We start from the raw sequence: 24651 nt of genomic DNA on the forward strand, positions 1-24651 counted from the left end.
GAGCATAATCATATTATGATGAAAATTAGAAACAAAAGGTAGTCCTGCAAGTCGCAAAAAATTTGTCCTTATTTTAAATAAAAATGTGTTTGTTTGACAAATCCAAGCAGATTTGAAAAAATAAAAAAAAGTCGATTGTATTGGCGAAAGTATTGAGGTGAAGTCTTATGCTATCCGATAAGATAAAATTAACGGCTAAAGATATTCTTGAAAAAGATTTTAAAACGGCTATGCGAGGTTATAAACCTGAAGATGTAGACCAGTTTCTAGATCTTATCATCAAGGATTATGAAGTGTTTCATCAGGAAATTGAAGATCTTAAACAAGAAAATCTTAAATTGAAAAAACAAACCGAAGAGAATCCGAAACGTCCGAGTCAACCTGCTCCAGGAGCAACTCCTGGAACTACAAACTTTGATATTCTAAAACGGTTATCCAACTTAGAAAAGCATGTCTTTGGAAATAAACTGTTCGATTAATTGCTTGGTTTTATTTCTTTTTTGAAATTGTATTGTGTTTTATTTGTTTATGGGTTATAATCATTAATGTTATGTTAACGTTTGGGTAATTGCTGCTGCATTTATGCAGTTGAGGAAAGTCCATGCTCGCACGGGCTGAGATGCCCGTAGTGTTCGTGCCTGGCGAAAAAATAAGCTTGGGCAGCAGTCTTTGACTGTTGACGGCCGGGAAAATGCCTAAGTCCTTTTGGATATGGCATGAATACCTATAAAAGTGCCACAGTGACGGAGCCTTTGCAGAAATGCAAAGGGTGGAACGAGGTAAACCCCACGAGCGAGAAACCCAAATTAATGGTAGGGGCGCTTTCTTCCTTGGAATTGAACGAGGAGAAGGACAGAAGCATTGCTTCTGTAGATAGATGATTACCGCCGAAGTACGAGACGCAAGTCGCTTGCAGTACTGAGGAACAAAACATGGCTTACAGAACGTTACCATATAACAATTAAAGAACAACTCTCCTTGTGAAAGGAGAGTTTTTGTTTTGTTTATGAAATTTTATCTAATCTAAATATGTCAAAACAATGTCGGATTTCCCCTTCTTAACACTACGTGTGTAAAATACTTTATCATGGAAGTATAAACTAGTGTACTATCGGAGGTTTTCAACATGAGGGATATGCAGGTTGGTTTTCCGGAAGTGTTTTCATTGGCTGATACCATGCTGCAGCAAATGCAGGAGGGGGCTTTGGTCTATACTGAAGAAGGATTAATTATCCAATGGAATAAGGCGGCGGAGAAAATTATCGGATACTCTGATTTTAATCAATGTGGCCATTTATTTCCTTCTTTATTTGCCAGTGAGCATGAGGTTGAAATGATGAGTAAGGAATTACGAAGTAGTCAATCCTATACTGGCTCTCCAATTATGATCCGTAAAAATGGAGAGCGATTTAAAAGTAAAATGAAAATTAGTGGAATCTCATTAAAGGGACAAATGTTTTACTCTGTTATTTTTGATCATCATGATTTTCAGGTAAGGGAAGAAACAGAAAGGATCCTTGCTGAAAAAATTTTCATGAATATTGAAGAGAGTGTCTTATATACGGACAAGTATGGTGTCATTCTATCCGTGAACCCAGCCTTTCAAATCGTGACAGGATATACAGAAGAAGAGGCAGTTGGAAAAAAGCCAAATATTCTTCAATCCGGATATCATAAAAAAGATTTTTATGATGCCATGTGGAAAGAGATAGGGGAATGTGGAAGATGGAGCGGAGAAATCTGGAATAGACGAAAAAATGGTGAGGTTTTCCTTGAGTGGTTAACGATTCTTGCCATTACGAATGAATCTGGAGAAGTCACACACTATGTTGCGTTGTTTTCTGATATCACCGATAGGAAGCATCAGGAAAATCAACTGCAAAAACTGATTCGGTATGATGCTTTGACGGGAATGGCTAACCGTTCTTTATTGAATGAAGAGCTGTGCCGCTTAATCGAAATGTCTGAAAAATACAATCAAACACTCGCTGTGTTACACTTAGACCTTGCACGATTTAAAGCGATTAATGAAACACTAGGTCATGGATATGGGGATTTATTGCTGAAAAAAGTTGCAGCAAGAATAAAGAGAATGTTGAAAAACGAAAATGTGATTGCACGAATTGGCGGCGACGAGTTTATCATTGTCTTGCCCCATTTAAAGCATGTAAAAGAAGCTGTCCACGTCTCTGAGGATGTCATTTCAACACTCAAACAGCCTTTTTATTTATATGACGAAGAGGTATATACATCAGTTAGTGTCGGAATTAGTTTATATCCCTTTGATGGCTCACAGGTTGAAACATTATTAATAAATGCTGAAAAATCGTTACATAAAGCAAAGGCCAATGGGGTTAATAGCTTTGAATTATATCATGAAGATTTACAAACGGGGAATGATACCCGGAGAAGAACAATAGAAAATAGGCTACATACAGCAATCGAAAACAACGAGCTTCAGGTTCACTATCATCCGCAGGTCCATCTTGAAACAGGGAAAGTGGTGGGTGTGGAAGCACTCCTGCGTTGGAGTGTTCCTGAATTAGGACAGGTTTCTCCTGCCGAGTTCATTCCTATTGCGGAAGAAACAGGACTGATCATCCCAATCAGCCATTGGGTCATTAAACAGGCATGTGAGGAAATTAGAAAATTCCATATTTCTGGGTATCCTGATTTAAAGGTAAGTATCAATATATCAGGATTGCATTTCACCCAGGAAAACTTTGCGAAAGAAGTCATTGGCCTCATACAAGACACTAACATCAATCCCCATCGTGTGGAGTTGGAATTGACCGAAAGCATAATCATGCCTAATGCCCAGAATTCGATAAAAAAATTAGTCTCACTCAAGCAACAAGGATTTAAATTGTCCATTGATGATTTTGGGACTGGTTATTCATCATTGAGTTACTTGCGAAAATTCCCTATTGATACTCTTAAAATCGATCAAAGTTTTATTAAAAACGTAGATAATGACAAAGATGACTCGGCAATAGTGATAGCGATTATTACTATGGCTAAGACGCTTAATCTGGAAATCATAGCAGAAGGCGTGGAACTTAAAAAGCAAGTAGACTTTTTGAAAACGCAAAAGTGTGATATCATTCAAGGGTTTTACTTGTCAAAACCGTTACCCGTTACTGAATTGCATGACTTTTTGGAAATGTGGAAACCGATTTTGATTATAGGAAAGAAGGTGCATGACGAATGAAACAATTCGATATTATTGCAACATCAGCAATGGGATTGGAATCTATTGTTGCAAAGGAAGTCCGTGACTTGGGTTACGACTGTGAAGTTGAAAACGGAAAAATTATGTACAAAGGGGACCAAATGGCCATAGCCCGCTCTAATTTATGGTTACGCAGTGCCGATCGTGTGAAAATTAAGGTCGCTGAATTCAAGGCGTATTCCTTTGATGAGCTGTTTGAAAAAACCAAAGCCTTGAATTGGGAAGATTACCTATCTGTAGATGTTGAGTTTCCAGTCAGCGGTAAATCAGTTAAATCCCAGTTGTATAGTGTTCCTGATTGTCAGGCCATCGTGAAAAAAGCGATTGTCGATCGATTGAAAAGTAAGTATAAGCAAGTTTCCTGGTTTGAAGAGACAGGCCCATTATTTAAAATTGAAGTATCGATTTTAAAAGATTTAGTAACACTTACGATAGATACATCAGGAGCTGGATTACATAAACGTGGCTACCGCACTGGGCAAGGTGAAGCACCTCTTAAAGAAACCTTGGCTGCAGCGTTGGTAATGCTCACGAACTGGAAACCAGATAAGCCATTCATCGACCCATTCTGTGGTTCCGGGACGATTCCTATTGAAGCGGCATTGATTGGACAGAATATTGCTCCTGGATTTAACCGTGACTTCATTTCCGAAACCTGGTCTTGGATGGATAGTAAGGTTTGGGATGAAGCGAGAACCGAAGCTGAGGATTTGGCTGATTACGATCAGTATTTGGATATTTCGGGATGTGATATTGATCACCGCATGGTCGAAATCTCAAAAGCCAATAGTTTCGAAGCAGGTCTTGGAGATTTGATTGATTTTAAGCAAATGCAGGTGAGGGATATCTCGACGAGGAAGGAATATGGCGTCATTGTGGGGAACCCACCATATGGGGAACGTCTTGGTGAAAAGAAAGCCGTTGAGCAGATGTATAAAGAGATGGGAGAGGCATTTAAAAAGCTTGATACGTGGTCTATTTACATGATTACCTCAAACCCGGACTTTGAACAGTTTTATGGGAAACCAGCTACGAAAAAAAGGAAGCTGTTCAATGGATTCATTAGGACGGACTTTTATCAATATTGGGGAAAAAGGCCGGCAAGACAACCTAGAGGCGAATAAGTAGGTATAATATAATATAAGATTTTGAAAAGTCAGGACATTTTATCTAAAGTGGGTTCTATTCTTGATTATCCCTTCCATTTCTGTTATTCTGATAGTGAATTATTTTTGTTCAGATTTAAGGAATACCTTATTAATCAGTGAGCAAGGATAGTAATATAATGTGTGGCAAACACACTAGGAGGCAACAAAAATGGAACAAGGTAAAGTAAAATGGTTTAACGCAGAAAAAGGTTTTGGATTCATCGAACGCGAAGGTGGAGACGATGTATTCGTACATTTCTCAGCTATCCAAGGAGAAGGTTTCAAAACACTTGAAGAAGGCCAAGATGTTACATTTGATGTAGAACAAGGTCAACGCGGACCGCAAGCATCAAACGTAAACAAAGCTTAATTCAACCTTATAGTATTTACAGACAGGCTCTCTAGGGAGTCTGTCTTTTTGTTTTTTTGCAATCCCTAGCAATATAAACACTATAGTACATAAAACTTTTTAATAGCCATGACAAAATACCTTGACTATGTGAAGGAATTGAAGGATAATATACTTTTGCCTAGATATATTTTAAAACCTGAATTCATATACTTAAGATAGATAAAAGGGGAGACCAGGATGCTAAAAACACTGCCTTTTTCGGTAACAAAGGAAGATTCTTTTTATGATAAGCTTTCAGAATGGATGGGTGATGTTTTTTACGATATTCTTCCCGAAAAAGGATTCGAGCTACGTGACGAACAAATATTCATGGCTTTTCAACTAGAAAAGGCCTTTAAGGAAAAAAATATAAGTTTTGCAGAAGCTGGTGTAGGGACGGGTAAAACATTGGTTTATCTGTTATATGCAATCTGTTATGCCAGATACACCAATAAACCGGCAATCATTTCCTGCGCTGATGAGACTTTGATTGAACAGCTCGTTAAAGAAGAAGGCGACATACAAAAAATAAAGAGCGCCTTAGGTATTGAAGTGGACGTTAGGCTTGCGAAATACCACGATCAATATGTGTGCCTAAAGAAGCTGGATCATGCTGTGAATCATGAGGATTCTGAGGGCATCGATCAGCTATTTGATGAACTCCCTAAATTTGTGCATAACAATTCTTCCATGAATGCTTATACGCCTTATGGGGATCGTAAACAATATCCATACCTCAATGATGAAGATTGGTCTAAAGTAGGCTGGGACCAGTTACAAAATTGCTTTACCTGTGATAAACGTCAGCGTTGTGGACAAACACTTTCCCGTGATCATTACCGGAAATCAAGTGACTTAATCATTTGTTCACATGATTTCTTCATGGAACATGTTTGGACGAAAGATAAGCGCAAGCGTGAAGGACAACTACCGTTATTGCCAGAACATAGTTGTGTAATCTTCGACGAAGGTCATTTACTCGAATTCTCTGCACAAAAGGCACTGACATATAAAGTGGGTGAACAAACCCTCGCTTCAGTTTTAGAGTTGTTAACAGCTAATCAAGTGCGTGAGGAAACGCTGTACATCATAGAAGATTTAATTGATATCAACGAAGAGTTTTTTGATTTGCTCGACGAAAAGGCAATTCATGTAAGTGGTTCAAACCGATATGAAATACCGATGTCGAAAGAAATCACCAATTTTGCTAAAAGACTTCATGAAAAGGTGGAAGAACTAGAAGAAAGCCTTGTTTTTGAATCGGAAATGTATACGATTAACGACTATGATTTGAAAGTCACTGAAGAGTATTTAGAACAGTTGGGATACTCACTTTCTCTCTTCGTGAAAGATGAACAAGCCGTTTCGTGGTTTGAAGAAAATGAAATGACTAAAACGTTGGTCATCATGCCTAGACTTGTCCAGGATATTTTATCTGAACAAGTATTCTCGAAAAAAATTCCATACATTTTTTCATCAGCGACCTTATCCGATAATAAATCGTTCCAATATATTGCGGATAGCTTGGGGATTAAAAAGTTCGATAGCTTCTCGGTTGAATCTCCATTTGATTATGAAGAAGTGATGAAGATGAACATGCCGACCTTTGAAAAAGGAGATCGGTTAGCTAAGCTCAGTTATACAATGGGAACAATCGAGGAGAACAAAGGACGGACACTCGTATTGTTTCAATCAAAAGAAGAGTTGCTTTGGTTCAAGGAGAACTGCAAGAAGGGTGATTATCCTTTCTATTTTGAAGGTGAATCGGAGATTAGCGACCTTGTTAAAAAGTTTCAGGATGAAGAGCATTCCGTTCTGTTCTCCTATCATTTATGGGAAGGCCTGGATGTTCCGGGAGATTCATTGCAGAATGTAGTTATACACTCCCTCCCATTCCCGCCACATGATCCCGTATTCGAAGCTAAGAGGAACTCGGTCACCGATCCATTTGAAGCCGTTGACCTCCCGTATATGCTTCTTCGTTTACGTCAGGGTATTGGACGTTTAATCCGGACCAGCAACGACTCTGGAACTGTACAAATACTGATTGACAATGATTTATCAAATCAAGTTAAAGAAAAAATCATTTCTATCCTTCCGGTATCGCTTTAATAATTAACATGTTAAGGTCCAGGGGAAATCCCCTTGGATCTTTTTTGAATTCAATTCGTTCGTTCTGATGTGATTTTCCCTTGTATAATATGGTAAAGTGTAATGTGAAAGGGGATGTTTTATTTGACAGGTAGCGTGGAGCAAGTAGAAAGAGAATTTAAAGAATACGTCAAGAAAATATCGGCATATAACGAGGCGCTTGCACTCATATTCTGGGACTTGCGTACGGGAGCTCCCAAAAAGGGTGTGGAGCAACGATCTGAAGTGATTGGGGTGCTCTCCTCTGAAGTTTTCAATATGACCACAAGTTCCGAAATGAAGCGGTTTATTGATGAGCTCACAACAGAGAAAGCAGAACGAAAACTTAGTGAAGTAACGATGAAAATGGTACAGGAATGTAAGAAAACCTTTGAGAGAAATAATAAGATTCCAGCAGATGAATATAAGGAATTCGTGATATTACAATCCCGTTCGGAAAGTGCGTGGGAAGAAGCAAGGGAAAAAGCGGACTTTTCTATATTTGAACCTTACCTTGAGAGAGTTGTCGCCTATACTCGTAAATTTGTTGAATATTGGGGATACAAGGACCAGCCATACGATACTTTGTTAGATATGTATGAACCGGGTATGACCGTTGAGATCCTAGATCGAGTATTTGGTGAGCTTCAGGCGAGCATCGTTCCCTTGGTCAAGCAAATTGCCGATAGTAAGCATCAACCTGGGACAGATTTCCTTTATAAGGAATTTCCTAAGGAAAAACAACAGCAATTCAACCACGAAGTTTTAAAACAAATCGGGTACGATTTTAAGGCTGGTAGGCTTGATGAAACCGTCCATCCATTTGCAACTGGAATCAATAGAGGCGACGTTCGTGTTACGACCCGGTATGACGAACGTGATTTTAGAGGCGCAATTTTTGGCACCATCCATGAGTGTGGCCACGCTATTTACGAGCAGAATATTGCTGAGGAGTTAACGGGTACACTTCTCGATAGTGGGACTTCGATGGGAATCCATGAATCTCAATCTTTATTTTTTGAAAACTTCATTGGCCGAAGCTTAAGTTTCTGGAAAAACCAATATTCGCTTTTAAAGGAGTTTGCTCCCGAGCAGTTCGCGGATGTTGCACTTGAAGATTTCTATCGTGGAATTAATGAATCGAAGCCTTCTTTTATCCGTATTGAAGCCGATGAGTTAACATACCCACTACATATCATGATTCGCTATGAATTGGAAAAGGCTCTCTTTAATGGTGAGCTTGAAGTGAAGGACTTACCAAGTGCATGGAACAAAAAATACGAGGAGTATCTGGGTATCATACCTGAAGATGATGCAGTGGGTGTTTTGCAAGACGTCCATTGGTCTGACGGAAGTTTTGGGTATTTTCCATCCTATGCACTTGGCTATATGTATGCCGCTCAATTTAAACATGCGATGCTGCAGGATTTACCACAATTTAATGAACTTTTGGAAGCAGGTAACATTGAACCTATCAGGAATTGGCTTAACGAAAAGGTCCATAAATTCGGTAAGTTGAAAAAACCCTTAGAGATTTTGAAAGAAACAACGGGGGAAGGTTTGAATGTGCAATATTTAATCGAGTATCTAGAAGAAAAGTATAAAGCGGTTTATAAAGTTAAATAACATGGATAAAGTGAAGCCTTGGCAACTTGCCAAGGCTTTCTTTAATCACCATAATTTAAAACCCTTTGAACCTGGTGGGGCATTTTGAATGATATCAATAAATGGAATGGTATAGGCGAAAAGAATAAGTGCTGCGGTTATTCCAAGCCATAATTTCCAGTTTTCAAAAACGAGAGAAATCGTTGCATCCTCATTTGATTCACCTACTGGGAATTCTTCATTTCCCTTTGGAGCAAAGAAGGCCAATTGGATGAAAATAATAATATATAAAACGATTCCAATAAATAGTATGGTTCCACCGATTGCCTGGGCGATTTGATAAGGAATCCACTCAAGTGCCTGTGCTGACTCCCCATAAGTAGAAAAAGATGAGCGACGAGGTGCACCCAGTAGTCCGGCAATATGCATAGCCCCAGACATGATGGACATTCCGATTGCCCAAAAGATACCTTGAATGATGGCTAATTTATTAAGTTTTTTAGTCAATATCCGTCCAGTCAAATGAGGAACCAGCCAATAAGAAATGCCGAAAAAAGTTAGAATTACTGAAGTGGCCAATGTTAAATGAAAATGTCCCGTTACCCATATGGTATTATGAACAACCTGGTTCAATTGGTTCGATGCATTGACAAGTCCCCCGGCTCCAGCTGGGACAAAAGCCACCATCCCGATAAAAGGAACGGTAAAACGGGCATCGCCCCAAGGGAGTTTTAGGAACCATCCGAATAAACCTGTAGCATTTTGTGAACGTCCGTATTTTTCAAAAGTGCCGAATAAAGAAAAAGCAGTCATTAAAGAAGGGATTACGACCAAGAAAGTTAATACAACTTGTATATATTTCCAAACAGGGTCTATTCCTGGCTCAAGCAATTGATGATGAAGCCCGACAGGAATGGAGAACAACAGAAATAAAATAAAAGACATCCTCGCTAATGAATCCGAAAATATTTTACCGCCAATGATCTTAGGAATCACTACATACCAGCACATATAGGCTGGTAGCAACCAGAAATAAACAAGTGGATGACCAAAATACCAGAACAAAGTCCTGCTTGCTAAAATGTTAATCGAATCAACCCATCCTAAAGACCAAGGAAGAAGCTGGAACAAGACGGTGATAGCGACCCCTAACGTGGCTACGAACCATAATAAAGTATTGACCACAGCCATGAAACATAATAAGGGGCTGGATTTTCCCTTGTTATTTTTCCGCCATTTATGGTATGTCACCAATAGGGAGCCACCGCTAAACCAACTGCCAACGATGACAAGTGTCAATCCCCCATAGAAAATAGGATGGGCTTGAAGAGGGGCATAAAAAGTATAAAGGACGGAAGCTTCGTTTAATAACACCATAAGAGCCGCCATTGCCGTTCCAACTGTCATTGTCCAAAAACCAACCCAGCCTGAGAATCTTGCCCATTTGGTTAAAGGTCCTATGGTTTTACTGACTGCTGAAAGATGAAACCCCAAAATGAAGAAGGTCGTAAGAATTAGTGCGAGTAAAACGCCATGGACAGTAAGTAGTTGATAATAGGTTATTCCTGCAGGCAATTCGACTTTGCCTGAACGTACAAGTGTTTGAAGGAGTCCCGCAAAGCCCCCTAGTCCCAAGGCAATGATGGCAACATAGAAATGTGCCATGGAAAGCTTCGCATCAAGTGGGTGAATTTTTTCGTTATCAATAGCTTTTGTCATTTTGAAACCACCTCAATTTGAGAGCTCATCATATGGTGACCAACTCCGCAGTATTCATTGCATATAATTAGGTTTTCCCCCACTTTATTGAAAGTAGCGGTATATTCACTGACATAACCAGGTTCAAGCATCATATTGACATTTGTCCCGGCTACTTCAAATCCGTGGATGACATCCTTGGTTGTCGCAATGATTTTGACAGTCGCCCCCTTTGGAATCTCCACCTTTGCTGGGCTGTACGAAAAAGCCGAAGCCACAAATACTAATTCATAATCCCAATCCTTTCCGTCTACTTTATGTAATCCGGGGTCATTGAAGGGGGCAGTGGTATCAACCTTTTCAGGGTCGATGGTTACTAAACAGCTTGGTGGCTGGTTCCCTAAATAGAAAGCACTTACCCCTAGAACTGTTAAGAAAATGAGTAGGGCGACCGTTCCTAAAATGAGCCAAATCTTTTCAAACTTATGCATATGCATCATTTATCCTCCTCACTTAACCTAAACGACCCGTAAATAAAAAATAAATGCTGACCCAAATCACTATTAGAAAAATTCCAAGTAGTAAAACCGAAGCGAGTGTGCCTTTCAAATCAGAATCTTGTTTTATTTGTGTTTTGTTCTTGCCAGTAGGTTCGGACATTTTTTCACACCTTTCCCATTAGAAAAAAATAGAGTAACTAAGCTACTTAATCATACAAAAGTACCAGATGAATAGTAGCTGTTTTTTCTCATTTCACAAATTGTTCAATCATTGTCTTAACAAGTTGGAAATAGGGGAATATTGAAACGTTAAGGAAAGTGTTGGTTTGAAAGGAAGGTGTATTGTGAAAGTATTGTGAAGTTTATGAACTTGCCATTTATATTCCATACGAAAGGATATCTCCAAGATATATATTTTTGAATTTTCAAATAACACGAATGATAAACTATCATTTTAATTTAAAGTTCGTTTTTTTATCAAGTTTTTCTTTTCAAATTGTGAAGGCATTGTTATAATTCTTGTATTATTAAAAATAAATTTTTTTCACTCGTATAATCGCAGGAATATGGCCTGCAAGTTTCTACCGGATTACCGTAAATAATCTGACTATGAGTGAGTAATAGATCTTGTCGCGACTTGAAGGGACTTTATATATCCTTTTTCATGAATGCCCAAGAAATATTGCTTCACTCTACTATGTGATGCAATGTTTCTTGGGCATTTTTCATTTACCAGGAAACAATGACATGACTTAAAATAATCAATCATCTTAGATTGGGAGGAATCTTCATGCAACTATTAAAAGAAAAAATATTGTCAGAGGGGCAAGCGTTATCTAAAGACATTTTAAAAGTGGATTCATTCTTGAACCACCAAATGGATCCTGTGCTAATGAAAGAAATCGGTAAAGAATTTGTAAAACGATTTGCACATAAAGAGATAACAAAGGTGCTTACGATTGAATCTTCGGGGATTGGACCAGGTCTTATGGCAGCTTTGGAATTGGATGTTCCATTAATTTTTGCTCGTAAACGTAAATCCCTTACATTGACTGAGGGGCTAGTGACGGCATCGGTTCATTCCTTTACTAAAAAAGAAACCAATACTATTTCCGTATCGGATAAGTATATTAAAGCCGGTGATAAAGTCTTAATAATCGATGACTTTTTAGCTGTTGGACAGGCTGCCCGGGGGTTGGCGGATATTTGTAAACAGGTAGGCGCTGAAGTGGTCGGTATAGGAATCGTTATAGAGAAAGCTTTCCAAAGTGGTGGCAAAGATCTTAGGGATCAAGGTTTCCAAGTTGAATCCTTAGCAAGGATCAAGGAGTTGAACGTAGGCCAAATAACATTCATTGAGGAGCGGGAAGGAGCTATCGTTCATGTCTGAAAATCAATCCCCATTGAAAGTTGCATCGTTAGGGTTACAACACGTTCTTGCAATGTATGCTGGTGCCATTGTTATCCCCCTTATTGTTGGTGGTGCTATGGGATTGAACTCGACACAGTTGACCTATTTAGTTTCAATCGACATTTTAATGTGTGGTATTGCGACTTTATTGCAAGTCGTAAAAATGAAATATTTTGGGATTGGCCTTCCTGTAGTACTTGGTTGTACTTTCACCGCAGTAAGTCCGATGATTGCAATTGGTACTCAGTATGGGATGAATAGCATTTATGGGGCCATTCTGGTTTCAGGTTTGATTGTGGTTTTGATCAGTAAGTTTTTTGGGAAGCTATCGAGGTTCTTCCCGCCTGTTGTAACAGGATCGGTAGTTACAATCATTGGAATTACGCTCATTCCAGTGGCCATTAATAATCTGGGGGGCGGACAAGGAGCGGTTGATTTTGGTTCCTTGAATAATGTAGCCCTTGGTTTTGGAACGTTGCTATTCATCATTTTGATGTATAAGTTCTCAACGGGCTTTGCCAGGTCCATTGCTATTTTACTTGGATTATTCTTTGGGACATTTGTGGCTTTCTTCATGGGTAAAGTAGAATTCAGTGCCGTAGAGGGCGCTTCATGGCTTCATATGCCACATTTTTTCTATTTCGGTTTTCCTGAGTTTAATATCACGGCCATCATAACCATGACCCTGGTTGCTGTAGTAAGTTTAGTGGAATCAACAGGTGTTTACTATGCTTTGGGGGAAATCACAGATAAAGAAATTTCTGAAGATGACTTGGCGCGGGGGTATCGTTCGGAAGGATTGGCCAGTATAATCGGTGGTCTGTTTAATGCATTTCCATATACGGCTTTTTCGCAAAATGTGGGCCTGATTCAATTATCGGGCATCAAAACAAGAAATGTCATTTATGTAGCTGCGAGCATGCTCATATTAATTGGTTTCGTACCTAAAATAGGTGCGTTCACAACGATCATTCCTCCATCCGTTTTAGGAGGCGCGATGGTAGCCATGTTCGGGATGGTGATTGCAGCGGGAATTAAAATGCTGAGCAGGGTGGATTTTTCCTCCCAGGAAAATTTATTGATCATTGCCTGTTCAGTAGGTATGGGAATAGGGGTGACGGTTGTTCCCGAGGTGTTCGCAAATATTCCTGGCGGCATCCAGATTCTAACCGAAAATGGTATCGTTGCTGGAAGTTTAACTGCGATCTTCTTGAATATCATTTTCAATGTTATCCCGACAAAAGGGAGAGTAAAGAAAGTGCGTATCGAAGGACAAAAAGTAGCCTGATTATTTTCACATGATCAAAAAATGAGACTGTCTTCCTTATCCGGTTCGGTGGGGAGGCAGTTTTTATTTGTCCCCTAGATAACTGAATTAAAATGGTTGGTTTAAAAAATAAAAAGGAAACTCTCTTCACTTTCTGAATATATTATTAGTATCTGTTTAAGAAAGAAAGTGATAGGAATGGAAAAAAAATATTGTATGCATTGTCGGACCATTTTGAATCAGGAATGTAGATGTTTTGTCTGTGGGAAAGAGGAATTTCAGAACATCATCATACAAGTACAAAATCAATCTTCCGTGGAGAAAGAAGAATGAAAGAACCCCCTTACCAGATATGAAGGTAAGGGGGTTCTTTCATGTTGAAACTAGCTTTCAATCATCAGAATAATATGAAGGGTTCCAGCCCCTTCGAGGACGACAGGCAAATTGATGGCTTGATTGAAGCCATACATTTTCGTTTGACCGACAAGGACGGTTGGTGGTGTTATATCCATTAAGGTATCATCATTTGCTAAGGAAGATGCGAGATTACCTGCAAGCATATTACCAAGCTCTGCGGCGAATGACTCTAGCATTTCGCCTTCTAGAGGCATTCCAAACATGACTTCACCTATTTTACTTACACAGTCACTTGTTCCTTCGATAATTAATCTACCCCGAACGGCACCCGTCATTCCAATAAGTACAGAGATGGATTCCTGTTCAAAAGGTTGCATAATGAGGGAAGGCTTCTGGACATCCGAAGAAAAAGGAAGGACGGACTTCACTGCTGAAATCGTACCGTTTAAAACTTTCGTAATGCTAGCGCTGATTTCCATTTAAATTCCTCCGATTGTATGGTTAATCCTATAATATCAAATTTATAGGGTGAAATACCTATTTTATTGAAAAAAATAATGAAAAAATACGTATTTAAGACTACGTGGTTTTTTAGAATCAAATTCAAAGGGAATGGGAAGCTTAACCATATATTGCTTAATAAGGAGTGAATTCATGTCATATCTTTTATCTGCTTCCCACATAAAACTCCCTTATCAACTTTCACAGGAAAAAATCATGGAGTTTTCCCGCGAAATTTTCGGTGCATCTTTTAAGAATATAGAACGATTATTGCAGGCGTTCAAAAACGGCCAAGTTGAAAATAGGTATTTTTCCAATGACCTGGATTGGTTTAGGGAAGATCATACTTTTCAAGAAAAAAATGAAGTATATGTTAAACAGGCTGTCGAATTCGGAAAAGAGGCCGTAGAAAAGTGTTTGGCTAATACTGATTTCTTGAAAAATGGGATTCATCCTAATGAAATTGACGCCTTTTTTTATATTTCAAGTACTGGAATAGCCACCCCAACCATAGATGCGAGGATCATGAATGAACTTCCTTTTAATTCTCATATGAAAAGGATACCGATATGGGGGCTGGGTTGTGCCGGGGGGGCAAGTGGCCTATCACGCGCATTTGAATATTGTAAAGCGTTTCCGAAAGCAAAGGTTATCGTATTGTGTGTAGAACTGTGTAGCTTAACCTTTCAGAAAAATGATATTTCCAAAAGTAATTTAATTGGGACCTCTTTATTTTCCGATGGAATTAGCTGTGTCTTGATCTGCGGTGATGATGCTAAGGTTGAAGGAAAATCAAATAAAGACCACCATCTGCATTTCTTGAATTCACAATCCACCCTTATGCCCAATTCATTGGATGTGATGGGGTGGGATTTGAAAGACCAGGGCCTCCATGTCATCTTCTCAAAAGACATACCTACTATCATCAAGGAATGGCTTAAACCGAACGTGGAAGACTTTTTAAAGGAGGAAGGACTTAGACTTGGGGATATTAAGGATTTTATAGCCCACCCTGGCGGAAAGAAGGTTATTGATGCCTATCATGAATCGTTAGGTTTCAACGAAGGGATGACGGCGGAATCAATGGCGGTTTTAAGAGAGTTTGGTAATATGTCATCGGCTACGATTTTGTATGTACTGGAGAGATTCATGAAGCGTAGTGGTCAAACTGGTCAATATGGTCTTGCCGCTGCATTGGGGCCAGGATTTTCATCTGAATTAGTATTAATGAGGTGGAACTGATGCTATTTGGGATTTTTATAGGCTTGATTGCCTTACAGCGCCTTGCTGAATTATACATCGCCAAGCAAAATGAAAAGCAGATGAAGAGAATTGGGGGAGTCGAGTATGGAGTGGACCATTATCGGTGGATGGTCCTCTTGCACTTGAGTTTCTTTTTAGCACTCATATTTGAGGTAGTTGGATTTACTAGAGCTTTTTCTCCCCTTTGGCCGATTTGGTTATCGTTGTTTTTATTGGCCCAAGTAGGCCGGGTTTGGGTGATCATGTCTCTTGGTAAGCATTGGAATACAAAAATCATAGTCGTTCCTGACGCGGAAGTAATCATCAAAGGCCCCTATAGGTATGTTAAACATCCGAATTACCTCATCGTGGCCACTGAAATAATCGTTATTTCACTGTTATTCAATGCTTATTATACAGCAATGATATTCAGCCTTTTAAATGTCTGGATGATGTCAGTGAGGATACCACTAGAAGAAAGGGCTTTAAAAGAACATACGGAATATTCTACAGCTTTTAAGCAAAAATAATAAAAAGTTTGGTTTTCTTATTGAAAATGATTATCGTTCGTGATAAGATTCTAAATGAAGATGAAAATTATTCTCAATGGTTGTATTGAAAAGAAAAACTATGACAATTAAAACTAAAAATGTACGAATATAAAAGAGGATGGTGTTTTGTAATGATTTGGTTATTCATTTTATTGACAGTCGCTACATATACATTTGTGATGAAACATGTGTTGAATAATATCCAAAAACCGGCTAAGGTGAATCGTTCTTTAACCCAGTCAAATAACGAAAATCAAGCTAGTTACCACCCAACACCCTCACCTCGGTAAGAATCTGCATTCAGTAAAGCAATAAGCCTTATGAAAGCCCACAAAATTGTGGGCTTTTTTGAGTTTTCCAATGCATTACGGCGTCTTTTACTAGTAAAACATCAAGCAAACGGTATGAATAACAAACGAAATCGTTTACAATAGGAGTATCAAAATGACGATAGAATAAGGGGTATGGAAAGATGATTTCTGAAGTAACCAAGCAACAGTCTAAATTGGGGATTTTGACTGCCATGTATGAAAAATTCCAATTGGCAGGCGATACGGGTAATGCCGATAAACTGAAACAGTTAATCATGAAAGTGAATAAAGAAGAATTTATCATTGCTTTTTGTGGTCATTTTTCCGCAGGGAAATCAAGCATGATCAATTACTTTTTGGGTGATCAAGTATTGCCTTCGAGTCCGATTCCTACGAGTGCCAATACAGTTAAAGTTCAAAAAGGAGATGACTATGCCAAGGTCTTTTATCATCATCAGCCACCGGTAGTATTTCCTGCACCATATGATTTTAAAGAGGTAAAGAAATTCGCCAAGGACGGCGATTCCGTATCGGCCATTACCATTAGCTCCAATCAGTTTCAATTGCCAGATTCTTGTGCAATCATGGATACGCCGGGAATTGACTCGACCGATGATGCTCACAGGGTATCGACTGAATCAGCCTTGCATCTAGCAGATGTCGTTTTTTATGTTATGGATTATAACCATGTCCAATCTGAAGTGAATTTCCTTTTCACGAAAGAATTAGTAGAAGCGGAAAAACCGACGTACTTAATTATCAATATGATTGATAAGCATGATGAAAATGAGCTGAGCTTCCAGAATTTTAAATTATCGGTTTCAGAAGCTTTTGCGAATTGGAATGTATATCCTGATGGAATCTTTTTTACGTCTGTTAGAGATTTGGACAATAGCGAGAATGAAATTGAAACTGTGCGGAATTTTCTGTATGAAATGGCGGAAAATGGTTTGTCGAATGGCAAGGACGCCATTATGCAATCTGCGAATGCTCTTGTTGAAAGACATCTTATCTGGTTAAAAGAGCAGTATGAAGAAGAACACGCCAGTGAATTTGAAGTCCTGTCGGAGCTTCCTAATGAAGAGCGGATAAAGTTGACAGGCCAAGTGGATAAACTAATCAAGGAAAAGGGAGCATTAACGGATCGCTTGGAGAAGATAAAAGCCCAGTTTGCCGAGGATTTGGAAGTCATTTTGAAAAGCGCGTATATCATGCCGGCCACTACTCGCGATTTGGGAAAATCATTCTTGGAATCCGTCCAGCCCGATTTTAAAATGGGATTATTATTCGCAAAGAAAAAAACGGAAGCTGAACGTGCGGAGCGCCTTCAATCCTTCTTAGCTGATTTGCAAGAAAAGGTTAAGACTCAACTTGAATGGCACCTTAAGGAGTTGGCGGTGAAGACCCTTACTAAGGCAGAAGTGCATGATCCAACGCTTGAAAGTGATGCCCAGACATTACATATCGAGATTACAGAAGAGTATATCCGGAAATCTCTGAAACCACAGGTCAATGTTACAGGGGAATATGTATTGAACTATACCAATGACCTAGCTTCCACGATTAAAAAGAAGTCCCGTGATGAAGCGGATGTATTTTTCAATAAAGTGATTGTCGCCCTGGAAGAAAGAATTGGTTTACAATCAGAATCCATTGATAAAGAGCTGGAAGGTTTTGCTGATTTTGCAGAAGCCCTTAAGGTTACAGCAGCAATGCACGGTGAAATAGCCGCTCATAAGGAACAGTTGGATGCCATTGCTAATCAGACTGTACAGTCAGCCAAGGAAAGTGATATTGAGGCACTTCTGACTCAATGGGATGAAGAAGATAAAAATATCAAGGTTAAAATAATGAATACGAGTGAAACCGAAGCGGTAAATCAGGAAAAGAAACAGAAGCCATCCCAAACGTCCATGGAAGAAAAAAAGGTGCAAATCGAATCGGTCACCCCTTCTATGAGTAAAGGGGACTTACGTGGTAAGGAAAAATTGATGGATACGGCAAGAAACTTACAAAGTGCAGCCAAACTGATTCAACCTTTGAAAGGTTTCCAATCGCTCTATAAAGAATTAACAGAGAAGGCGAGTAGACTCGAAAAGCAGACATTCACTGTTGCATTATTCGGTGCTTTCAGTGCCGGCAAGTCATCTTTCGCCAATGCATTGATGGGGGAAACCGTTTTACCGGTATCACCGAACCCTACCACTGCCGCAATCAATAAAATCTTGGCTTCGGACAGTGAACATCCACATGGTACAGCGACTGTTAAATTAAAAACCGAAGAAATGCTCCTAGAGGATGTGAAATTGGCTTTAAGTGCGTTTGGCCAAACTGCCAAGTCACTGAGTGAGGCACATCAACTAGCTTTGGAGATTATCGAAAAAGCGGGTGAAGTGGATAAAGGGAAAACTCATCTATCCTTCCTTCGTGCGTTCCATCAAGGAATGCCGCCATACCAAAAAGATTTAGGGTCAGTCATAACGGTGGATTTGGAAGGATTCAAGAGTTTTGCAGCAGAGGAATCGAAGTCATGTCTCGTGGATTTGATTGAATTACGTTACGACTGTGAAATGACAAAGCAGGGCATGGTGCTTGTCGATACCCCTGGAGCGGATTCCATTAATGCCAGGCATACTGGAGCTGCCTTCGAGTATATTAAAAACTCGGATGCGATTCTCTTCGTGACCTATTACAACCATCCCTTTTCAAAGGCTGACCGAGAATTCCTGATCCAACTTGGTCGCGTTAAGGATTCTTTTGCAATGGATAAAATGTTCTTTATCGTCAATGCAGTCGATCTTGCCCAGAATACTGACGAGTTGGAAGAAGTGATGGAGTATGTTACGGATCAATTGAATGGCTTCGGTATCCGTTTTCCAAAGCTATTCCCGCTTACTAGTAAAGGTGCTTTGGCAGAAAAGAAACTTCCTGGTTCATTCAAGCACTCTTTCCTTCAGGATAGTGGAATAACGGAATTTCAATTGCAATTCGATTCGTTCATCGAACATGACTTAACGGGGCTTGCAATCGAATCGGCGCAGGCGGCTGTACGAAGGACCGAAGAATTAATGCGTGATGTTATTACGGCCTCTAAGCAAGATGAGAAAGCCAAGCAAAAGGCCCTTGAGACATTGGCGCAAGAGGCTCAGACCATAACAGGCATTTTGGAAGTCATTAAAGGGGATGCCGAAAAACTACGGTTGAAAAAAGAGATTGATGAATTGACTTTCTATAGTAAACAACGGGTGTTTTTCCGGTTCAATGACTTTTTCAAGGAATCATTCAACCCTGCTGTCATAAAGGACGACGGACAGGACTTGAAACAGGTCCTTAAGTTAGCCTTAAAGGACCTACTCGAATCATTAGGATTCGACCTATCACAGGAAATGCGTGCCACAGCATTGAGGACTGAGATGTTTGTCAATAAATTGTTGAATGAAAAACAAGTCGGTTTGCTCCAACAGATCCAGAATGTCCGAAAAACAATTTCGTTACAACCATATGAACCAAGTGAGAAAGAGTCCCTTGAGTTCACAAGTGCTTTTAACCAAATGGATGCGGGTGAATTCAAAAAAGAGTTAGCTCAGTTCAAGAATCCAAAAAGCTTCTTCGAAAAAAATGAAAAGGTAAAAATGAGTGAGGATATCCAATTGCGCTTGGATGAGCCTGCCTTAATTTACGTGAAAGAACAGGGTGCCCGTCTTTTTGAATTATATACAACGATTCTGGATCAGGAATTGCTATCGATTCAAAAGAAATTCCAAGCGGAAATAGCCGATGTGTTTGCTGGGTTACGTGCTGCTTTAGAGGAAAAGGTAGATTTACCTTACTATGAGGCTGCTGTAGAAAAATTGGTAAAAATGAATTCTTAGAATAATAATGAAAACGAGGTTACTTTATGAAAGAAAACCTTATTTCACTTTTGTCCGAACTTGAAAAGCGTGAACATATTAAAATCATGATGGCTGCTGTAACAGGCAGCCATTCTTTTGGTCTATCATCATCAAGTTCGGATTTCGATGTCAGATTTATTTATGTCCAAAATGAAGTCAAAACCTATTTATCGATAAGCAAGCCTGTCGACTCCATCCAGTTGGTTGAGGGCTCTTTAGACCTCGTAGGATGGGATTTGTTCAAGGCCTCCCGGCTCATGTTAAAGAGTAACCCTTCTGTTTATGAGTTAGTTACGTCTCCCATTCAACTTATCGACGAGCCAACCTATCGCAGAAATATGCTAAGTTTAATGAATGTAGCTTATTCCAAAAAGGTTTTAGGGCATCATTACCTCCGCATGATTATGAGCAATATTCAACGATTGGCTGAAGAAAAGGATACGGAAATTAAAACGTTTAAAACTTGGGTACAAGTTTATCGATCGTATTTGACGTTACACTATCTAATCCAAAAAAAATCGCTACCACCCATAGATGTGTGGGAATTGCTGGAGTCCGTGGTGCTTGAAGAAGATATGAAAAAGAGGATGACTACAATATTCATGGCTAAAAAAAACGAAGATTTTCCGAAACTTGCAAGTGAAGAAAATCTTAAGGTCTTGAAAGGAACATTCCCCTTCTTGGAAGAGAATGTAACAAAGCTTCCGGTGGGAAGGGACATGGAGAAGGAACTCAATCATATAAATTGGTCCATTCTAAAGGGGGAGAGATAGTAAAATGGGATATATAATAGAGGTAGAAGAGTTAATATCCATGAGCAAATTAGAGGATGTCAGAATTTGTGATTGCCGATATAAGCTTGGGTCACCAGAAGTGGGCGGTAAAGAATACGAAAAAGAACATATTACAGGTGCCGTATATTTTGATTTAGAAAAAGACTTATCTGGACAGGTTGAAGAACATGGAGGGAGACATCCGCTTCCGAATTTGGTTCAGTTTAAAAATAAGCTAGAATCATATGGAATAACCAACGATACAATTTTAGTTGCCTATGATGGTGGGGAGGGTAGCTTCGCTTCAAGATTCGTTTGGCTGCTTTCCTATATTGGGCACCAGAATGTCTACATCCTGAATGGTGGATATCAGGCATGGAAGGATGGATGGTACCCTTCGGATTCCAATATACCAGAATATAAACAGGCAGAATATCGACTACACATACATGAACCCATTTTGGCTTCTTACGAAAAGGTGAAGGAGTTTAGCGAAAAGAGACCGGATGACGTGGTGTTGATAGACTCAAGGGAAACTAAACGGTTCTTAGGAATTGTAGAGCCTATCGATAAAAAGGCAGGGCACATACCGGGGGCAATCAATAAGGTATGGACGAATGTTCTTGATGGGGGATATTTCTTGAAAAGGGATGAACTGAAGAAAACATTCGAGGGTATTAGCGGTGATAAGGAAATCATCGTTTATTGTGGTTCAGGTGTGACGGCTTCTCCCAATTATATTGCACTGAAGGAAGCCGGTTTCACTAATGTCAAGGTATATGTAGGAAGCTTCAGTGACTGGATTTCCTACCCGGATAATCCTATAGGATGATTAAGTTATTTCCAATTAACAATCCTCAAAAAGGTGTACAGCTATGGTAAAATAGATATACATCATGATAGAGGTGATAAAGTGTTAACGAATGAAAAAGAACAGCAGCCTTCCTTTATGCTTGTCGATGGAATGGCACTTTTATTTAGAGCCTTTTATGCAACGGCTGTCACAGGCCAGTTTATGATTAATTCTAAAGGGGCCCCCACAAATGCTGTACAGGGTTTCTTAAAGCATATGCTCACAGCGGTAAATCATTTCTCCCCTAGTCATATTGCAGTTTGCTGGGATATGGGTAGTAAAACATTCCGTAATGAATTATTTGATGGGTATAAGGCGAACAGAACGTCTGCCCCAGTGGAAATGATTCCACAATTCGAATTAGCGAAACAAGCGGTCGAGGCTTTTGATATTCCTAATATAGGGCTTCCAGGGTATGAGGCCGATGACTGTATCGGTACCATTGCAAAAGCTTCAGCCAATCATAGTCGCGTCGGAATCCTAACGGGTGACCAAGACATGCTTCAGCTGATTGAAGATAACATTTCCGTTCTCTTACTAAAAAAGGGTTACGGCAATTATGAAGTGCATAACCCCACTAGTTTCTTTGAATGGAAAGGGATTACCCCTAGACAGATGATCGACCTTAAAGCATTGATGGGTGATACTGCAGACAATTATCCAGGTGTAAAAGGGATCGGGGAAAAAACAGCGTTGAAGTTATTGATACAATATCAAAGTATTGAGGGTATCTTGGAAAATGTTGCTTCATTGACGAAGGGACAGCGGACAAAGATTGAATCAGCTCTTGATATGCTTCATTTATCAAGGCAGCTGGCGGAAATCAAATGTGATGTTCCGATATCATGTACCTTAGATCAGGCAATCTATCGATTCGACCGCGAGAAAGTCCAAAATCTTGCCAGGGATCATGAATATAAAACACTATTGCGGATGATATAAAATGAAATGAGCGAATTCCTTATGATAGGGAATTCGCTTTTTATTTAAATAGGGGTTTTTGTCGAAAAATGGATAGGCAAAATCCCTAATTTACGGTAAGATGTAAAAAAGTATGAATGTTGGAGTGGATGCAGTAGTGGGGCAATCAACTGAAGAATATGTGAGATTTCTTGAAGGAAAAGGTTTCTCTTTCGGAGATGATGCCATAGGCTTTATTTATTTTGGCAAACGGTATACGGAAGCGAGTGATACTTTAGTCAATACGGCAATCGAATTGACCTTGAAAATCCAAAAAAAGTTCGATGGCAGTTTTTATATCTCCTTCCTTGAAAACCTAAAGCAAAATGACATTGAAACGCGCTTTGCAGCGGTAGCGTTCGCTAAAGAACAAGGTTTACTTAAATAGGCTGGACTTCGTAAGTAGAAGTCCAGCCTATTTACGTGACTTCCCTTGGTATAGATTTTCTTTGTGGAAGTTCAGCAAGAATCATGCCGGCAAAAATGAATCCACAACCGGTTAAAGAAGCAACTGTCAATTTTTCATCAATCCATATGTATGAGGTCAATGCTGCAAATACAGGTTCCATGGAAAAAATCAAGGCAACCCTAGTGGGCGTCGTATAGGCCTGAAAATAGGTTTGTACAAAAAAAGCAAATGAGGTGGCCATGACTGAAGTTACTAATAAGGCCGTCCAAACCTCTGTCTGTAGCATGACCTCAGCCTTGAAGACTACTGAATAATTCTCACCAAAAATCAAGGCGGAGAGAAAGGATAAAAGGGATACCGTCCCTATTTGTATTAGCGTCAATGGAAGCGCCGGAAGGGTTTTTGCATATTTTGCGGTCGTGATGATTTGCATGGCAAAGCTGATGGCACACAGAAACACTAAGAAATCCCCGACATTCACAGATGAATGGTCAACGAATGCCATTAAGTAAAGGCCAAAAGTTGCAGCAACGACTCCTAGAACCATATTGCGTGACAGCTTCAATTTTAGGAGCACCAACGAAAAAACGGGGACCATCACCACACTTAATCCCGTAATGAAGCCTGTCTTTGCAGGAGTCGTTAACTCTAGCCCTTTTGTTTGAAAGGCATAACCCAAGAAAAGCCAAACCCCGATATGAAGTCCTGCCAACATTGTTTCTTTATGGTATCTATTCCCTTTTTTATGTAAAGTCAAAAAATATGGTACAAGCAAAAACAGAAAGGCAATGAAAAAGCGGATAGCATTAAAGCTAAAGGGTTCAAGAAAAGAGATCGCATTTTGAACCATTACGAATGTGACACCCCAAATAAATACCACGAATAGTAAAGTTGCATCAGCAGTCTTTTTCATGTTGATCCTTATTCAGACGTATGGCCCGTCGAGCTAACTCATCCGCCGATTTATTCTCTATACTTGGTATCCATTTCACGAAAAACAACTCTAGTTGGTCGGTTAGTTTAAGTGCTTCATAAAGTAAGGGCCCGTATTTCTTTTTAGCAAATTTCTTTTCAATAGCCTGGTTAATTGCCTGGGAATCCGTACGGAATGAGACGACTTGATAATTACTGGCAACACAAATCTCTAAAGCCTTAATTAATGCATGGTATTCCGCCTCGTGGTTTTCCATACAGCCAAGTGGAATTGAATGACGCTCTACCACACCGTTATTATTTATGAAAATGCCTGCGCCACTTGGTCCAGGGTTTCCGGCACTTGCACCATCTATATACACTTCAATCATGATGTTCCTCCTCGAGTACACAATATTAATATGATATGATTAAAACTTGTTTCCTATATCATTCTCACTTTGGAAACGAAAAATATTTCATTTCCAAAGTGAGAAATTCGTGTTG

21 protein-coding genes, 1 other RNA gene and 1 riboswitch are annotated in these 24651 nt (G+C 39.5%); of the genes, 17 read left to right on the forward strand and 5 right to left on the reverse strand.

The window, feature by feature from the left end:
- The first annotated feature begins 167 nt into the window (after positions 1-167).
- The 7 genes from gpsB to ACIQXU_RS08135 all read left to right on the forward strand — a co-directional run bounded on the left by gpsB (position 168) and on the right by ACIQXU_RS08135 (position 8527).
- The gene (gpsB, locus tag ACIQXU_RS08105) at positions 168-479 is read left to right on the forward strand and encodes a cell division regulator GpsB (protein WP_402869090.1); all 312 of its coding nucleotides are present in this window, start codon (positions 168-170) and stop codon (positions 477-479) included.
- A gap of 77 nt (positions 480-556) precedes the next feature.
- An RNA gene (rnpB, locus tag ACIQXU_RS08110) (RNase P RNA component class B) lies at positions 557-945 on the forward strand.
- Positions 946-1126: 181 nt separating this feature from the next.
- Positions 1127-3211, forward strand: a complete 2085-nt coding sequence (locus ACIQXU_RS08115) for a sensor domain-containing protein (RefSeq protein ID WP_402988073.1) — start codon at positions 1127-1129, stop codon at positions 3209-3211.
- On the forward strand, positions 3208-4356 hold the full coding sequence (locus ACIQXU_RS08120) for a THUMP domain-containing class I SAM-dependent RNA methyltransferase (RefSeq protein WP_402869085.1): 1149 nt from the start codon (positions 3208-3210) through the stop codon (positions 4354-4356). Before ACIQXU_RS08115 ends, ACIQXU_RS08120 begins: the two co-directional genes overlap by 4 nt.
- Before the next feature lie 193 nt (positions 4357-4549).
- Positions 4550-4750, forward strand: coding sequence for a cold-shock protein (locus tag ACIQXU_RS08125; protein ID WP_034307871.1), 201 nt, complete (start codon positions 4550-4552; stop codon positions 4748-4750).
- A 219-nt stretch (positions 4751-4969) separates the two neighbouring features.
- Entirely contained in the window at positions 4970-6883 is a 1914-nt protein-coding gene (locus ACIQXU_RS08130) for an ATP-dependent DNA helicase (RefSeq protein ID WP_402988076.1), read from the forward strand.
- Between the two features lie 123 nt (positions 6884-7006).
- Positions 7007-8527, forward strand: a complete 1521-nt coding sequence (locus ACIQXU_RS08135) for a carboxypeptidase M32 (RefSeq protein ID WP_402956755.1) — start codon at positions 7007-7009, stop codon at positions 8525-8527.
- 45 nt (positions 8528-8572) lie between these two features.
- On the opposite strand, the gene ACIQXU_RS08140 is transcribed toward ACIQXU_RS08135, so the two are convergent.
- Entirely contained in the window at positions 8573-10225 is a 1653-nt protein-coding gene (locus ACIQXU_RS08140) for a b(o/a)3-type cytochrome-c oxidase subunit 1 (protein ID WP_402988079.1), read from the reverse strand.
- On the reverse strand, positions 10222-10701 hold the full coding sequence (locus ACIQXU_RS08145) for a cytochrome c oxidase subunit II (protein ID WP_402869078.1): 480 nt from the start codon (positions 10699-10701) through the stop codon (positions 10222-10224). The genes ACIQXU_RS08140 and ACIQXU_RS08145 overlap by 4 nt, the downstream gene beginning before the upstream one ends.
- A 531-nt stretch (positions 10702-11232) precedes the next feature.
- Positions 11233-11334: riboswitch (purine riboswitch) on the forward strand.
- A 160-nt stretch (positions 11335-11494) separates the two neighbouring features.
- Between ACIQXU_RS08145 and ACIQXU_RS08150 the strand changes: the two genes are divergently transcribed.
- Positions 11495-12094 carry a xanthine phosphoribosyltransferase gene (locus tag ACIQXU_RS08150; protein ID WP_402869076.1) on the forward strand — a complete coding sequence of 200 codons (600 nt, stop codon included), beginning with the start codon at positions 11495-11497 and terminating at the stop codon, positions 12092-12094.
- Positions 12087-13403, forward strand: a complete 1317-nt coding sequence (locus ACIQXU_RS08155; protein WP_402869074.1) for a nucleobase:cation symporter-2 family protein — start codon at positions 12087-12089, stop codon at positions 13401-13403. The genes ACIQXU_RS08150 and ACIQXU_RS08155 overlap by 8 nt, the downstream gene beginning before the upstream one ends.
- Positions 13404-13765: 362 nt before the next feature.
- Here ACIQXU_RS08155 and ACIQXU_RS08160 read toward each other — a convergent pair whose 3' ends face one another.
- Positions 13766-14218, reverse strand: coding sequence for a chemotaxis protein CheX (locus tag ACIQXU_RS08160; RefSeq protein ID WP_402988082.1), 453 nt, complete (start codon positions 14216-14218; stop codon positions 13766-13768).
- 175 nt (positions 14219-14393) lie between these two features.
- Here ACIQXU_RS08160 and ACIQXU_RS08165 point away from each other — a divergent pair, with 175 nt between their 5' ends.
- The 8 genes from ACIQXU_RS08165 (at position 14394) to ACIQXU_RS08200 (ending at position 23211) form a co-directional block, all read left to right on the forward strand.
- Entirely contained in the window at positions 14394-15482 is a 1089-nt protein-coding gene (locus tag ACIQXU_RS08165) for a type III polyketide synthase (RefSeq protein ID WP_402869071.1), read from the forward strand.
- Positions 15482-16012 (forward strand): isoprenylcysteine carboxyl methyltransferase family protein, encoded by a 531-nt coding sequence (locus ACIQXU_RS08170; RefSeq protein ID WP_402869069.1) that lies wholly within the window; start codon positions 15482-15484, stop codon positions 16010-16012. Before ACIQXU_RS08165 ends, ACIQXU_RS08170 begins: the two co-directional genes overlap by 1 nt.
- Positions 16013-16164: 152 nt before the next feature.
- Positions 16165-16323, forward strand: a complete 159-nt coding sequence (locus ACIQXU_RS08175; protein WP_402988084.1) for a hypothetical protein — start codon at positions 16165-16167, stop codon at positions 16321-16323.
- A 182-nt stretch (positions 16324-16505) separates the two neighbouring features.
- On the forward strand, positions 16506-20216 hold the full coding sequence (locus ACIQXU_RS08180) for a dynamin family protein (RefSeq protein WP_402988087.1): 3711 nt from the start codon (positions 16506-16508) through the stop codon (positions 20214-20216).
- 26 nt (positions 20217-20242) lie between these two features.
- Positions 20243-21010 (forward strand): DNA polymerase beta superfamily protein, encoded by a 768-nt coding sequence (locus ACIQXU_RS08185; RefSeq protein WP_402988089.1) that lies wholly within the window; start codon positions 20243-20245, stop codon positions 21008-21010.
- Positions 21011-21014: 4 nt separating this feature from the next.
- On the forward strand, positions 21015-21842 hold the full coding sequence (locus ACIQXU_RS08190) for a sulfurtransferase (RefSeq protein ID WP_402869065.1): 828 nt from the start codon (positions 21015-21017) through the stop codon (positions 21840-21842).
- 117 nt (positions 21843-21959) lie between these two features.
- A complete protein-coding gene (locus ACIQXU_RS08195) occupies positions 21960-22805 on the forward strand; it encodes a 5'-3' exonuclease (protein WP_402988796.1) in 846 nt (281 codons plus the stop codon).
- A 112-nt stretch (positions 22806-22917) separates the two neighbouring features.
- Positions 22918-23211: a DUF6123 family protein gene (locus ACIQXU_RS08200; protein ID WP_402988092.1), complete on the forward strand. Its 294-nt coding sequence runs from the start codon at positions 22918-22920 to the stop codon at positions 23209-23211.
- 31 nt (positions 23212-23242) lie between these two features.
- On the opposite strand, the gene ACIQXU_RS08205 is transcribed toward ACIQXU_RS08200, so the two are convergent.
- Complete coding sequence (locus tag ACIQXU_RS08205; RefSeq protein ID WP_402988094.1) at positions 23243-24145, reverse strand: DMT family transporter; 903 nt, start codon at positions 24143-24145, stop codon at positions 23243-23245.
- Positions 24129-24536, reverse strand: coding sequence for a reverse transcriptase-like protein (locus ACIQXU_RS08210; protein WP_402869059.1), 408 nt, complete (start codon positions 24534-24536; stop codon positions 24129-24131). The genes ACIQXU_RS08205 and ACIQXU_RS08210 overlap by 17 nt, the downstream gene beginning before the upstream one ends.
- Positions 24537-24651: the final 115 nt, after the last annotated feature.

Source organism: Peribacillus sp. NPDC097284 (assembly GCF_044761765.1).
Lineage (GTDB): Bacteria > Bacillota > Bacilli > Bacillales > DSM-1321 > Peribacillus.